Below are 14133 nucleotides of genomic sequence, written 5' to 3'. Positions count from 1 at the left end.
GGAAGCCTTCACTTAGAGATTATAAGAAAACCCGCTTTTGAATGTCTTCAAGCAAAACTCAAAAGTATAATGGTTCCACTAGAGTATCGATTTACTCTAGTGGAAATTTTATATATATATATATTTCAAGTGATTTTTTACTAATTTTTGTACTTCAAATTTCAATTTGTCGCAAAACTGAGCATAATCAGCAAACTCATTTTGTAATTCAATAGATGGAACAATTATATTAACACCCTTAACAAGATCTGTATTAAGATTTTCCACAGTTGTACCATTTGCTAAAGCATTAAACTGAGACTGCACTTGATTTGCTCTCAACTCATAATAAAAGAATAATGTGTTTAATGATTCTTGATAATCAGATATTATCAACCAACCATCATGAACGCATCCTTCAATACCTAGAATATATGGTCTACCAAATGACATGGAATTTGAAAGAATAAAATCCCCTGGTGTAACATACCTTGATTTTTTGGCTCCTTCCTTAGTGATTTTTTCAGCCGTATGTGTGACATATATATCATCAATTGATATATCACCAATTTTTATCCAATTTACTCCATTTACATCTTCAGTCAAATAATCTGATATTGGTCTTGGAGAAGCCCCTCTACAAATATTAGCTACCTCAGCTATAGATTTTGAAGGATATCTTTTCTCATCCCCGAACATTTCGACAAATTTATAGTTTAGTCATATAGTCCACATATACTATACTTCTCCAATCACATTATCAAGGTATACATCCAGTTCATCAAGCATATAGCCTTTTCTTCCAGCCATTCTGTCTTCATCAACAGCAAGCAGTTCCTCTCTTAATTTCAACATCTTTTCCCAACGATTGTAGATTTCAATATCCATAACAACAAAATCTCCCAAATAATTCAGGCTTAGAAAGATACAGTCAATAACATCTTGAACTGTTCTTCGCCATATACAGCATGTGGAACATCCTTTGGCATAATGAGTGTCTCACCCTCTGTTAAGATGAATATCTCACCGCCTACGGTAAAACGTCCTGTACCATCAAGGACAGTTACCATTGCATCTCCGCCGGATGCATGTGTAGAGATTTCCTCGCCTTTGTCAAATGAGAAAACAGTCACGCTTACATAGTCATTCTGAACGAGTGTCTTGCTAACTACCTGTCCCTCCTGATATTCTACCTGATCCTTTAATAATAATTTTGTCTTTTTTTCAATATTCTTGTACATATTTCTTTGTCCTTTCGCTTTCAAAATTATTTTTTATTTCTTTTCCATTATCAATCCACTGTCTTATATATGCATTAATCTGTCTGTATTCATTATACCTTATTGTATGTGTTTCATACAGTTTTCTTTTTATCCGATTGTCTTTCATTAATACATATCATTATAAAAGTCTTCCATACCTTCCGGCATCTCGGTTTCATAAAAGCCCCGTCCATTTCTGGTGCCCATTCGAATTGTCATGCCGAGATCCTCATAGACACTGGTGCACTCATAGTCAATCGGTTCTGTCGTTCTGACAAGCTTCTCCAGCTCTTCTGCAGCCGCCATATATTCGTCACCATCAAAGCCACCGATTGCCGGTCCTGACGCCCCATAATATAAAGTCAGATAGATCACCTTACCATCCTTATCTTCTGCCGCGATCGTATAGTCCAGTAACTCCTCATTATTCTCGGTTGTCTCCTTATCGCCAAATAATGTAACGATCTGACCAATAAACAGACCATGATATTCTGCAAGTGCTTCGTCCTCATATACATTTAACAACAAATAACTGCCTGCCAGGTCCACATCATCATTTACTCTATAAAATGTATAATTCTCGCACGAATATCTCGCTTCCTCTGTCCCATCTGTCTTTTCTGTTGTGCTGTCTTTTTTCTGTGTATTCATATGATCTGAACTTCCCTCCATTTCTTTTTCTGATGCCGCTTCTGTCTTCTCCGCTGTCGCATCTACTTCTATTGTCCGGTAATTCTCAGTTGTTCCATCCATACTGTATTCGGATGTAGCTACCCATTCTCCATAATCTGTCGTGATACCTTCATCGGCACACCCTGTCATCATAAGCACTCCAACTGCCCCTAATAATAAAATCGTCTTTTTCATATCCGGTGTCTCCCCATATATTCTGTAACTTTTCCATCCTTATTGTACATGTTTTTTGCAACTTTTCCAACTTTTTGCTGTACAACAAAAGGACGGCCGTTTTCACGACCGTCCTCTTATGTCTGTCAATTTTATTTATAATCATTCTCCAGCCCGTCTGCATCAAAGTAATTGATCTTCATAGCAGAACGTACATCATGAAGAGTTGCTGCTGCTTTCTTCTGTGCAGCCTCGCTTCCTGCCTTTAAGATGTCAAGGACATCCGGAATACGGCTCTCCCACATCTTACGACGTTCACGGATCGGTGTAAGCTCTGACTGTAATACATTGTTCAGGAACTTTTTCACCTTAACATCACCAAGACCACCACGGCTATAATGCTCCTTCAGTTCATCCAGATTCTTATAATCCGGCAGGAACTGTTCAAAATGCTCCGGACGACAGAACGCATCCAGATATGTAAATACGGAATTTCCCTCGATCTGTCCCGGATCCTCCACACGGATATGATTTGGATCTGTATACATGGACATAACCTTCTTCTTTACTTCATCTGCTTCATCGGAAAGATAGATGCAGTTGCCAAGAGATTTGCTCATCTTTGCTTTTCCATCGATACCCGGAAGTCTGAGACATGCTTTGTTAGACGGTAATACAATCTCAGGATCTGTCAGGGTTTCGCCATATACGGAATTGAATTTGTGAACGATCTCCTTGCACTGTTCCAGCATAGGAAGCTGATCTTCACCAACCGGCACTTCTGTTGCACGGAAAGCCGTGATATCTGCTGCCTGACTGATCGGATAGCAGAAGAATCCAACCGGAATACTTGCTTCAAAATTACGCATCTTGATCTCGGATTTTACAGTAGGATTTCTCTGTACACGAGATACTGTAACGAGATTCATATAATAGAAAGATAATTCTGTCAGTTCCGGAACCATGGACTGAATGAAGATCGTTGATTTCTCAGGATCGATCCCACATGCCAGATAATCAAGTGCAACCTGGATAATGTTCTGTCTCACCTTCTCCGGATGCTCGGCATTATCTGTAAGTGCCTGTGCATCTGCGATCATTATATATATCTCGTCATAGTTTCCTGAATTCTGAAGCTTTACACGCTCAGAAAGGGAACCAACATAATGTCCAACGTGAAGTCGTCCTGTAGGGCGGTCACCGGTTAAAATAATTCTACTCATCTTAAAAAGTCTCCTTCATTTCTTCGTTCGATAATCCTGCCCCCAATTATACCGCGAGATACTGTTACCGTCAAGGAAACCCTACTGCTCACTGATGATCTTTCTGCCACTGAAATAGGTGATCAGGAAATATCCGCCATAGATCACAACCAGAACAACAACGGTCATAAGCATGGCTGCTCCCATGTCATCGGTTCCCATCAGTGAAAGAATCTGTCTGCTGAATTTCAATCCAAATATCGAATGAATGACTGCAAGTGCAAGCGGGAACAGGAAGAACAGACCCATCTGTGCAAATAACGCATGATTGATCATCTTCTGATCCACCCCTAGTTTTCGAAGCATCTTATATCGTTCCACATTATCGGTGCTTTCTGACAATTCCTTTAATGCGAGGATAGCTGCGCCGGAGATCAGGAAGATCATTCCAATATATAAGCCGATAAAGGATGCGATCGCACCCAGTCCAATACTGGCAGCTTTTACCTTTTCTTTTGTATTCAGACTCAGCCTGACATCCGGGTCATCATCCAGATTGATATGTTCATTTCTCGCCATGATCTTATCCGTATCGGTCGTATTATAGATTGCAAGCAAGCTTTCAGAGATCGGAGTTACTCCGGCAAGCACCCCATCCGGCACAATAATGATACCGATATTAATGGCCTGTGTAGAAATCTGAATATCACCGGCTTGACATTTGCTCATTCCCGGCTTCAGTTCATAACCATTTACCTGAATCAGCATACCGGCCTGCAATGACATATCTCTGTATGTCACCATCTGCTTATAATTCGCCACGATTCCATATTCATCATCTTTGATCGACACAGTTTCAAAACCACACAGCTTTGCCACACGATTATAATCGGACACTGTCATGACATTTTCCATGATATCCATCATGCCATACATCGGCTGGTCACCAAGGAACGCATCCTTTGCCTGTTCACTGAATGTATCCCCGTATGTGCAATCCGGCAGTGAATATATATACACATCTTCATAGGCTGAAAACATAGACGGCAAATCAATTCCATGTTCCTTATATATATCGCAAATATCGCGTTTATCCCACGTCGGATCATAGTAAGCATCCTCATCCGCACCCTTACCGGCTGCAACATCATAATCAGAACTTCTTACCTGTCTGGTAATATTTACATCAACGGTAGCATACCTTCTTAACCCCTCATTCAAACCATTTCGGATCGTAAGCGCCGAAGTCAGCACGCAGATCGTAACAAATAACATAATACAAATGATCGAGATTGACAGTACATTTGTATTTACACGACTGCTCATCTGACGGATGACAAATGAATTCAGTCCTTTATAATAAACACGCTTCACGGAAGAAACTAACCGGAACAACATACCGGAAATCGACCAGAAAAACAAAAATGTGCAGACACATCCAAGTCCGATACAGAAATAGATATCTTTCATATAGAGATCTGTTGTATTTGAATTAATATAGTAATATGCATATCCAAGTCCTGCTACGGAAAGAAGAAATACAAATACCGATATCCACGGATTTTTCATCTTAACAGTCTCTGATTTTCTTCCCCTCTGGAACAGGTCGATCAATTTGCAGCGTCCGATCGCGATCGTATTAAACAGGATCACAACCACATAGATGATAGCAAAATAGAAACAGGTCTTTACAAATGCAGAACTTGAAAATACAAAATTATAAGAAGACATATCCGCTTCAAACATATTTGCAACTAACAGACTGGTAAGCTGGGAAATCCCGATACCGGAAAGAAGCCCAACGCCAAGTGAAACCAGACCGATGATCAGTGTCTCGATAAACAGCATCTTTGACACCTTCCATTTGCCCATTCCAAGCAGCAGATACAATCCAAATTCTTTGTTACGCCGTTTCATCAGGAATCGGCTGGCATATATGATCAGGAAACCAAGCACAAATGCAATGAATACGCTGACACCGGAAATGATATTTGCCATCAGCTCTACAATTTCTCTGGTATCTTTGGAGATCCTCATCATCGCCGTCTGTGTCTCGATCGCATTAAAAATATAGAAGATTGCTACGCCAAGAACCAATGTAAAGAAATAGATTGCATAGTCCTTCAGGCTTTTCTTCATATTACTAAGGGATAACTTAAAGAGCGTCATTTAAGTCACCTCCAAGCAAAGTTACGACATCTATGATCTTGTTGAAGAATTCTTTTCGGCTGTCTGCTCCACGGCGAAGCTCATGGAATATTTTACCGTCCTTGATGAACAGGATGCGACTGGCATAACTTGCGGTAAAGGAATCATGTGTTACCATCAGGATCGTAGCTGACAGTTCTTCATTCAGATGTTTCAGACTTTCAAGCAACAGCTTTGCGGATTTGGAATCCAGTGCTCCGGTCGGTTCATCGGCAAGGATCAGCTTCGGGTTCGTAATGATCGCTCTCGCAGATGCCACTCTCTGTTTCTGTCCCCCGGACATCTGATATGGATATTTATTCAGAACTTCTTCGATTGCAAGGTCCTTTGCGATCTTCTTTATCTTTTCGTCAATCTTCTTCGCAGGCGTGTTCTGTATCGATAACGCCAGTGCAATGTTCTCATATGCTGTCAGTGTATCTAACAGGTTGAAATCCTGAAAGATAAATCCCAGTTCTTCCCGGCGGAAGCGGTTCAACTGGTTGCCGCGAAGCTTTGTGATATCATCTCTTCCTACATAGATATGACCGCTGCTGACACGGTCTATGGTGGAAATGCAGTTAAGCAGTGTCGTCTTTCCACTTCCGGATGCTCCCATGATCGCAACGTACTCACCTTTTTCTACACTAAATGAAATGTTATCAATGGCTTTTGTAATGTTGGATTTGTTGCCGTAATACTTTTCGATATTCTCAATCTTTAAAATTGTTTCCACTTTTATCTCTCCTTGCTATTCGGTGTGTGACTAAATCGTTCAGGTAACACTTACATGTTTTTTGTGACCATTGCTCCGACGACATGGCACAGGATAGCAGAACACTCAGTCGGCTGCTCTATGGATTTTAGGTATTGCTCACTGTCAGAACAACAGCCCCATAAAAACATCCACGAAATACTAAAACGATTTACCCACACACCATTTTCTATTAATAACTGAGTTAAGAGCTGTTGATCCTGTCAACACCTCATCTCCTGTTTACAAGTGTGAGTATATCGTTTTCAAGGGAGAGTGTCGTTTTTCTTATGTTACAGAAGGTTACAGTTTTGTAAGGTTAAGACATTGGGCATTCTTTATCTGTCTGTCAGATAAGGGGCACATGGTAAAGTATAGTTTTATTCATCCACCAGATAATAGTCGTTTCCGCCAAAGGTTACAGCGACGTCTGTTCCGATATTTTCTTTGGAAGTGATCGTAAGATGATGTCCTAGCTGGTCGCACAGACCTTTTACGATATATAAGCCCATACCTGTTGACTTGGCAAAACGGCGTCCGTTCTCACCGGTGAACGATTTTTCGCAAACGCGAGGAAGGTCTGCTTCGGAAATTCCGATTCCATTATCTCTGATATGGAGTGTGATATCATCACCTGCTTTTGTCGTCCAGATCTGGATCTGCCGATTCTCACCCGGCTTCATATATTTGATGCTGTTGCTCATGATCTGGTTTATCATGAATTCCAGCCATTTGGCATCTGTCGTAACGCTGACATCAACGTCATGCACATCCAGACAAATGTCACTCTCCAGCAACATATCTTTATTCTTCAACGCCACTTTATTCACAACCGACTTGATTCGTACTGAATCAAACCGATAATCTTTGCTCGCATGCTCTGCCCGGACATAATACAGCACCTGATCGGCATATGCATCCAGACGGTTCACCTGATCTTCGTATTTCTTCGGTATCTTATCCTGATTATTGTGACACATCAATACCAGACTTGCAATCGGCAGTTTGATCTCATGCACCCATATTTCGATAAAATCCTTGAAATCATCTACACTCTGCCGGTACTCCTTCACATGCTCTGTCATGGATTTGTTGATCTCATATAACGCCTCATAGACCAGCTTTCCCTCATAGAAACCCGGCTCCTCTAACGTATCCATGACCAGATATTTCTGATCCAACTGCTCCATATGTGCATAAAGGGAATTATAGAAATGTCTGCGTTTTATATAGTCTGTTAATATGACAGTTACCAGAAGCAAAACTGTCAGCACAAGAAAGATCACCGTCAGCTCCCCTGGTGTCCGCATCGCACGAAAAGCAATTAACATGATCGCTATAAATAACAGATAACCGATCAGAATACCCGCTTTATCTTTTATATATTCCCAAATTCTCATATCAGACGATACCCCTGTTTCTTTCTTGTCTCGATCGCATCCGGCAGTCCAAGCTCCGCAAGCTTTGTCCGAAGCCTGCTGATATTAACCGTAAGTGCATTATCATTTACATATTCTTCATTATCCCAGAGATCTGTCATGATCTCATCTCTGGATACGATCTTGTCCTTACTGCTTAACAACCGTTGGAAAATGATCATCTCATTCTTCGTCAGAACCTGTTCTTTCTCACCAAGCCGGATTGTCCCTTTGCTGAAATTCACCTCTGCTCCACGATAGGATGCTGCATTCTGGCTTCCCTCCATCCGTTTCAGCACTGCTGCGATCCGCAGCAACAGGATCGTCGGATTATACGGCTTCGTGATAAAATCATCTGCCCCATAGCTCATCGACAGAACCTCGTCCATCTCTGATGTACGACTAGTCACCATGATAACCGGGATATCCGATTCCTTCCGAATCTCCTTTAATAGATTTCTGCCATTTATGCCCGGAATATTAATATCCATCAAAATCAGATCTGCCCTCGCTGCCAGAATCTTCTCTTTTGAATGTTCAAAATCAGTCAGATAGGATGCTGCATAGCCTTCGTTCTCCAAAATCTCAACAAGCTCCATGCATATGCTCTTATCATCTTCCACAATAAAAATCTTTTTCATAACGCTCTCTACCGGCTCCTTTTATCGCCTATATTTACCCAACAGGCAGCCACACTGCCCAGCTGCCTGTCGGCATCATTATAGCATACCCCCAAAATTTTTCACCATATTTGTTTCAGGGTATTTTATTACAAGATGCTAGCCCGTTGGTCTTTTTTGCGAGGAATAATTACTATTAACAATCCAAACTATAAAAAGCCATTAGAGCAATAAGAGAAAAATTCATGTATTTTTTATTCAGCTTGCGCACTGATTTGTCAGCAGTCGCCCTAACTCACCCTAAAGGGTTCAGACAAGGGCTTGGTGCTGACAGTTAGCGCAAGCTTCATTACAAAAATACTATGAATATTTTTCTTCTTATTTGCCTAATTCCTTTTTCTTGTTTGGATTGTTATTATAGTTTTCTGTTTCTCGCAAGAAAGACCAACGGACCAGCATCTCACAACCACGAAATTGAAGTGAATATCGCAAATACATTCCTTAAAGTCTGTGCTCTAAAGTATATACCAACTAACACCGTAAAGCTTTGCCTATGTCTATTATTACTAACTGCAGCTCTTCCTTACAGGAAGTAGAAATGTAGCACAACAATTTATGATACAAAAAAGCCATTAGGCAGCTAAGAAGAAAACATTACATATTCTATTCAGCTCACATGACTGAAATGCAACTAGCGTCCCGTAATAAAAAAGCCCTGAAACAGATATGGTGAAAAACATTCATGTAGTATTCGTGATAAAGTTTGTGCTAACTGTCAGCACCAAGCCCTTGTCTGAACCCATCAGGGTGAGTTAGGGCGACTGCTGACAAATCAGTGCACGAACTTTATAGAATACGAAATGAGTTTTTCACCATATCTGTCTCAGGGTATTTTATTACGGGATGCGAGCGGCTTACTCTTCGTAAGGAAGAACTGCTCCATCGTAAGTTTCTTTGATGTAGTTCTTTACATCGTCAGACTTTAATACGTCTACGAGTGCCTTGATTGCTTCGTTGTTTTCGTTACCTTCCTTAACAGCGATAACGTTTACATAGGTCTTAGCTGCTTCTGAATCATTCTGCTCATATGCAAGAGCATCTTTTCCTACTGAGAAGCCTGCTGCAAGTGCATAGTTACCATTTAAAACGACATACGCTGTCTCGTTTACAACTCTGGCAACCTGTGCTGCCTCAAGTTCAACGATTTCTACATTGTGTGGGTTTTCTTCGATATCATTAACAGTTGCATTGATACCTGCGCCATCCTTTAACTTGATGATTCCGTTGTCCTGTAATAACAGAAGGGCTCTTGCTTCATTTGTTGTATCATTCGGGACTGCGATAGAATCACCGTCAGCGATCTCATCTAAGCTTTTCTTTGTACCCGGATAGATACCGAATGGCTCATAGTGGATCTTGCCTGCAACTACAAGATGTGTACCTTTTTCTTTATTGAAGCTCTCAAGATATGGAACATGCTGGAAGTAGTTTGCATCGAACTCGCCGCTTTCTACAACTTCATTTGGCTTTACATAATCATCAAATACTGTAACCTGAAGATCATATCCTTTTTCCTTTAATGCTGTCTTTGCATACTCAAGAATCTCAGCATGTGGTGTTGCAGATGCTGCAATCGTAATTGTCTTTGAATTTGTTTTGCTGTCTTTATCTTCTTTCTTGCCGCAGCCTGAAAGGGCTCCTGCTACTAATACGCCTGTTAATGTAAGTGCTAATAATTTTTTAAATGTCTTTTTCATGGAAGATTCCTCTCTTTCTTTATTTTTCCTTTTTTATTTTCATTTTTATATATCGGATGCCCGGTGTGCACTTTCCTGACATCTGTTTGTAAACCGCCAATAACGTTCCGGTACTGATCCGGCTGTCATGGTCAGGGTTTATCTGATTATGATTTTCTCCGGTCTAATCGGTTTGCGATCAGCATTCCGACTGACTGGAAGATCTGAACGATCACGATCAGTAAGATAACTGTCACGATCATGATATCTGTCTGGTATCTGTAATATCCATAGCGGACTGCGATATCACCAAGTCCACCACCTCCGACTGCACCTGCCATCGCAGAATAACCAAGGATGGTTCCGATCGCGATCGTTGCTCCGGTGATCAGCGATGTTCTTGCTTCTACAAGGAGCACACGAAGGATGATCCGCATCGTTCCAGCACCCATCGCGCGGGCAGCCTCAACAACTCCGTTGTCAACTTCCTTCAAGGATGACTCTACCATTCTTGCGATAAACGGAATAGCTGCTACCGTAAGCGGTACGATCGTTGCTGTCGATCCGTAACTCTTACCAAGAAGAAATCTGGTAAATGGGATCAATAAGATCAACAGGATCAGGAATGGTACGCTTCGAACGATATTTGCGATAAAATCAAGAATCTTATACAAAACCGGATGCGGTTTCAGTCCGTCTTTATCGCTGATACAGAGGAGCACGCCCATCGGAAGTCCGAATACATATCCAAACAATGTAGAAACAACTGTCATATAAAGTGTCTCTAAGATACCATTTAAGATCATTTCTCTAATTTGCTCTGTCCACATGTTCCTCACCTCCATCCACATTGTTACTTAATTCTTCAAGCTCCAGTCCCCGTTCTTTCAGGTACTGTTCCATCGCTGCAACATTTGTCGAACCCTTCGGAAGCTCAAGTATCATTTCACCCTTTGCCACTCCTCCGACATTCTTTGTCGCTGCTTTTAAGATATTGACCGGCTCCTTAAATGTCAGGATCATATTTGCAATTACCGGTTCAAATGCTGAATTCTCCGTGTATACGATTCGAATTCTGGTTCCATTCTTTATGCGGTCAGTCGTCTTTAATGACTTCGGCTCTGTAGCATTTCCTTCGTCCTTCTGTAACAGCTCTCTGGCTACTTCGGACTTTGGATGATTAAAGATATCAATCGTTCTGCCATACTCAACGACCTGACCATCCTTCATGATCGCTACCTGATTACAGATCTCACGGACAACTGCCATCTGGTGAGTGATCACAACGATCGTAATTCCAAATCTCTGGTTGATATCCTTTAACAGTTCCAGAATCGACGATGTTGTCTGTGGATCAAGTGCACTGGTTGCCTCATCACAAAGCAGGATCTGTGGATCGGATGCAAGTGCTCTTGCGATCGCAACTCTCTGCTTCTGTCCACCGGACAACTGTGAAGGATATGCTTTTGCACGATCCCGCAAACCAACGATCTCTAACAGCTCATATGCCTTTTTTCTCGCCTCTGCCTTTGATTTTCCCTGAATGAACAGTGGAAAACATACATTATCAAGAACCGATTTCTGCATCAGCAGATTAAAATGCTGGAAGATCATACCGATATGTTCTCTCTGTTTACGAAGCTCTTTATCTGACAGACCACCAAGCTCCTTATCCTGTACCACGACCGTTCCCAATGTCGGTACTTCTATATGATTGATACATCGTACCAGGGTACTTTTTCCTGCACCGGACATTCCGATGATTCCATAAATGTCGCCGGCTTCAATATTCAGTGATACATCCTTTAAAGCATCAATCGTTCCGTCTTTGGTCTGAAACGTCTTCGACACATGCTCAATCTGAATAATTGCCATATTGTTCTCCCCTTTCAAGTTCTTTTCCTATTATAAATCAGACAGTCTTCTACTTTATCCATGTAATAGATACCATGCTGCCGCATAACAAAAGGCAGTCATCATATGCTTATGACAACTGCCCTTTGTTATATGATAAACAATACTATATATCTAACAAATCAGGTGTTCAAAGCATATGAAATAAACGCCATACAATCACACATCATCCGGCAGCAACACATATTGTTCTTTGCAGTTGTCATGATTCTTTCTGAGCCCATATGCTTATCCTCCTTGTAAATTCTCTGTGATTTATTCTCAGGAACTTTTTCATACTATGTTGATATGTTTTATCTGTTTTGTTCCTTCCATGTTTCATGATTATAGCGTCCGTTTTTCCGGTTGTCAACCATTATATCCTATTTAAGTTATAGGATATATATTTGACTGGTTATAAGTTTTTCTTATAGCCAACAAATATGCAGTATGATTTATACTCCCAGTTCTTGTTGAATCAGTAGAAAACTACACTTGTCTTCTCTTGTTACACGCAATGATGTTGACACATATTACGTTTTCAGTTAAACTATACAGATGTAAATACTATTGTTAGGAGGAAGATCGGCTTAACATTACATATTTACTTCCATGTTTTACTAATCTAAAGTTATTGCCGGTATAACTGCATGTCATTTCATTCATTATTAAATTCAATCATCGATTCGCAATCCGTAACGAAAAATTCTCTGATCAATGAAACCGGGATCGACCGTTCAAGCTTCTATCAGATCTTGAGCGGCAAACGTATTCCCACAAAAGATCAGATTACAAGTATTATCCGCCAGCTTAATATATCTGCTGCCGATGAGATGGCTTTATATGATGCCTTTTATCTGGAACGGCTGGGCGAGACCAATTATCATTACCTGAAATTCACAGAGAAATGTCTGAGGGTGATCGGTTCTCCATATATAGACGCCAATGCATCTAACAACCAGACACCTTCCCGCTCACAGGAATTACAAAATAAACTACCTGACAATCCGATTGATACAGATCAGTCACAGGCTGCCACAGGAACTATACTTTATCACTCCACGGATGAGATCATCTGTGGTCTGACTAAATTCTTAATACACGCCAGCAAAAAAGAAAACAATCATTTACAGGTATCACTTCCGTTCGACCTGTCATCACGGATCAAACTGTTTTCCAGCATTCGCTCACTTATCGCTTCCGGAAAATTTCAAAATGCAGCAATTTCCCAGATACTGCATTTTCAAACAAAGAAACCGGATGACATCACTGAAAAACTGGACGGATTTGCTACTCTGTTAGAATCAATTCTTACAAAAGAAACCAACATCACCTATAACATTTACTATTATTCCAATGAACAAAAAGTCAGCAAGAACTCCGGTGTACTTTTTCCTTTCTATATCATAACGGATGATGCCTGTCTCCTGCTAAATGCCGATGCCAACAAAGGTTGCTTGTTGACCGATTCAAGCCTTATCAGATTAATGCGGGAAGAATTCGTTTCCGTATTTGACCATGCGGAACCATTTCTGTCCAGCTTCAGCCAGAAGGAGCTTCCACAGTTTCAGGCAAGATCCATTCCTGCAGAAGAAGTGATCTTTATCCAGAAGCATCCCGGTGCCTGCCTGATGGTAACGGACGATCTGGTTGATAAATATGTTCCGGAAGAATTCACGGAAACCCTAAAACAGCATTTTCATTTCATGCAGCAAATGAATGCCAGTGAGGGCATCACATTGGACGGCATCCGGGAATTTGCAAGGAATCATGTGATTTCCGAATCCGGTTTCTATGTGGAAGCAGATACGCCGGATATTATCAATGCTCTGGAACAGTTAAAAGCACGGCTTGACCGGAACCTCTTTGTCCTTGATACCGAAAAAATTCCGGTATCGGATAACTGGGCATTTCTTTTATATACGGATCAGTATGCCCTGCTTGTTCCAAATAAAGAACTAGATTTTATCATTTGTGTATCTGATCCGGATATTATACAGGCATTAACCTATACCTTTCACTCGGTAGATTTTGAAGATTATGTTTTAGATAATACCGTTGTCAGAAATGAGATACAAAAGCTGATTTCTGAAAATCAAAGCAGAGTGGCAGATTCAACTTTATAAATGCCACTTCTGGTTTTTTACACATCAGCATGATAATATTTAATTGTTTTTATAGCTACATCATTTGATGTTCACTTTATTCATATGAGGGGTAATTTATAGACAGGCGG

At 40.8% G+C, this 14133-nt stretch carries 14 protein-coding genes; 1 reads left to right on the top strand and 13 read right to left on the bottom strand.

Annotated features, from left to right (window positions below; genetic code table 11):
• Positions 1–108 precede the first annotated feature (108 nt).
• From DWW85_RS07790 to DWW85_RS07735, 13 genes are all read right to left on the bottom strand, one after another.
• Entirely contained in the window at positions 109–678 is a 570-nt protein-coding gene (locus DWW85_RS07790) for a restriction endonuclease subunit S (RefSeq protein ID WP_117808260.1), read from the bottom strand.
• A 39-nt stretch (positions 679–717) separates the two neighbouring features.
• Entirely contained in the window at positions 718–867 is a 150-nt protein-coding gene (locus DWW85_RS07785; protein ID WP_330584394.1) for a hypothetical protein, read from the bottom strand.
• 29 nt (positions 868–896) lie between these two features.
• Positions 897–1220 carry a cupin domain-containing protein gene (locus DWW85_RS07780; RefSeq protein WP_117808258.1) on the bottom strand — a complete coding sequence of 108 codons (324 nt, stop codon included), beginning with the start codon at positions 1218–1220 and terminating at the stop codon, positions 897–899.
• Positions 1204–1368: a hypothetical protein gene (locus DWW85_RS12720; RefSeq protein WP_173796748.1), complete on the bottom strand. Its 165-nt coding sequence runs from the start codon at positions 1366–1368 to the stop codon at positions 1204–1206. Before DWW85_RS12720 ends, DWW85_RS07780 begins: the two co-directional genes overlap by 17 nt.
• Positions 1368–2108 carry a hypothetical protein gene (locus DWW85_RS07775; RefSeq protein WP_117808257.1) on the bottom strand — a complete coding sequence of 247 codons (741 nt, stop codon included), beginning with the start codon at positions 2106–2108 and terminating at the stop codon, positions 1368–1370. The genes DWW85_RS12720 and DWW85_RS07775 overlap by 1 nt, the downstream gene beginning before the upstream one ends.
• Before the next feature lie 131 nt (positions 2109–2239).
• The gene (trpS, locus tag DWW85_RS07770; protein WP_021943426.1) at positions 2240–3310 is read right to left on the bottom strand and encodes a tryptophan--tRNA ligase; all 1071 of its coding nucleotides are present in this window, start codon (positions 3308–3310) and stop codon (positions 2240–2242) included.
• An 81-nt stretch (positions 3311–3391) separates the two neighbouring features.
• On the bottom strand, positions 3392–5458 hold the full coding sequence (locus DWW85_RS07765) for an ABC transporter permease (RefSeq protein ID WP_117808256.1): 2067 nt from the start codon (positions 5456–5458) through the stop codon (positions 3392–3394).
• Complete coding sequence (locus DWW85_RS07760) at positions 5445–6212, bottom strand: ABC transporter ATP-binding protein (protein WP_117808255.1); 768 nt, start codon at positions 6210–6212, stop codon at positions 5445–5447. Before DWW85_RS07760 ends, DWW85_RS07765 begins: the two co-directional genes overlap by 14 nt.
• Positions 6213–6610: 398 nt before the next feature.
• A complete protein-coding gene (locus DWW85_RS07755; protein ID WP_117808254.1) occupies positions 6611–7630 on the bottom strand; it encodes a sensor histidine kinase in 1020 nt (339 codons plus the stop codon).
• Entirely contained in the window at positions 7627–8289 is a 663-nt protein-coding gene (locus DWW85_RS07750) for a response regulator transcription factor (RefSeq protein ID WP_117808253.1), read from the bottom strand. Before DWW85_RS07750 ends, DWW85_RS07755 begins: the two co-directional genes overlap by 4 nt.
• Before the next feature lie 893 nt (positions 8290–9182).
• Positions 9183–10025, bottom strand: a complete 843-nt coding sequence (locus DWW85_RS07745; RefSeq protein ID WP_117808252.1) for a MetQ/NlpA family ABC transporter substrate-binding protein — start codon at positions 10023–10025, stop codon at positions 9183–9185.
• A 146-nt stretch (positions 10026–10171) separates the two neighbouring features.
• Complete coding sequence (locus DWW85_RS07740; RefSeq protein WP_008402135.1) at positions 10172–10834, bottom strand: methionine ABC transporter permease; 663 nt, start codon at positions 10832–10834, stop codon at positions 10172–10174.
• Positions 10815–11879 (bottom strand): ATP-binding cassette domain-containing protein, encoded by a 1065-nt coding sequence (locus DWW85_RS07735; RefSeq protein ID WP_117808251.1) that lies wholly within the window; start codon positions 11877–11879, stop codon positions 10815–10817. The genes DWW85_RS07740 and DWW85_RS07735 overlap by 20 nt, the downstream gene beginning before the upstream one ends.
• Positions 11880–12547: 668 nt before the next feature.
• Here DWW85_RS07735 and DWW85_RS07730 point away from each other — a divergent pair.
• Complete coding sequence (locus tag DWW85_RS07730; RefSeq protein WP_117808250.1) at positions 12548–14023, top strand: hypothetical protein; 1476 nt, start codon at positions 12548–12550, stop codon at positions 14021–14023.
• Positions 14024–14133 lie beyond the last annotated feature (110 nt).

The organism is Clostridium sp. AF17-21AC, assembly GCF_003461365.1.
Lineage (GTDB): Bacteria > Bacillota > Clostridia > Lachnospirales > Lachnospiraceae > Coprococcus > Coprococcus ammoniilyticus.
Note: the sequence above shows the minus strand (reverse complement) of the source record. Positions and strands in the feature narration are given on the sequence as shown.